Source organism: Mycobacterium sp. NAZ190054, from assembly GCF_001545925.1.
Lineage (GTDB): Bacteria > Actinomycetota > Actinomycetes > Mycobacteriales > Mycobacteriaceae > Mycobacterium.
In genome coordinates this window covers 1-847 of the sequence record NZ_LMVQ01000492.1, presented here as the reverse complement: position 1 = coordinate 847, position 847 = coordinate 1, and the positions used below count along the sequence as shown (strand labels likewise).

Below are 847 nucleotides of genomic sequence, written 5' to 3'. Positions count from 1 at the left end.
GCTTGCCGCACAGGCACGGCAGATGATCCTGGCCCTGGATGATCGCCCCCACCGCGCACGACCGCAGATCCCCCGCCGACCGCGGATCATTGTCACAGATCCCCTTGAGCAGTTCGGCGATCCGCGCGGCCAACACCACCGCATCACAGCCCAGCACCCGACCCCACACCAACACCAGCTCATCCGGGTCGTCCACCGAGCCGATATGGAAATCCCGGGCCTTGATGACCTCCCGAGCCCGGATCACCGCATCCGGATCGAACCGCCCGATCACCGCATCAATGGCAGCCACCAACGCCTCTTGCGACAACGACCCCCACCGCGACGCCTTGCCGGCCAACTCGCCATCCAGCAGCGCCAGCACCTGCGGGTCCTCGACCAGCCGGGTGCGCCAACAGATCTTGGCCACCACCTGGGCACCGACCCGGCCCTGCAGATACCGCTCGGCCAGCCGGGGCAGCCGATCACGCAACGCCACCGCGATCCGCATCTGCCCCGAGGCCGCCCGGGTCCCCAGGTTCAACACCGCCCCCAGCTCGCACGCCGCGCCCGCCCACGAGTCATACACCCAGTCATCGCGCCCGTCATCCCAGCTCACCGCCTGATACACCAGCTCGGCGATCGCCGCGGCCTTGCGCGCCCCCGCCGCCGCCTCCTCCCGGGCGCACTGTTCGATCGCAGCCACCACCGCGGACTGCTCCGCCCCCGCGAACAATCGATGGGTCTGTCTGAATAACGGTGGATCTGGTCTTGGTCTGACACGCCGGGCGTGAGCTTGGCGGGAAGGACTGACGATGTCAGAAACACTCGACTCCATGGCAACCGATGTGGATCAACGCCAGCTCGC

Annotated in this window: 1 protein-coding gene; it reads right to left on the bottom strand. The window is 68.0% G+C overall.

All coding sequences use genetic code 11. The annotated features are described in order from the left end of the window. A partial coding sequence (locus tag ASJ79_RS24890; protein ID WP_231751021.1) for a DUF222 domain-containing protein occupies positions 1-688 on the bottom strand: 688 nt, incomplete at its 3' end. Positions 689-847: the final 159 nt, after the last annotated feature.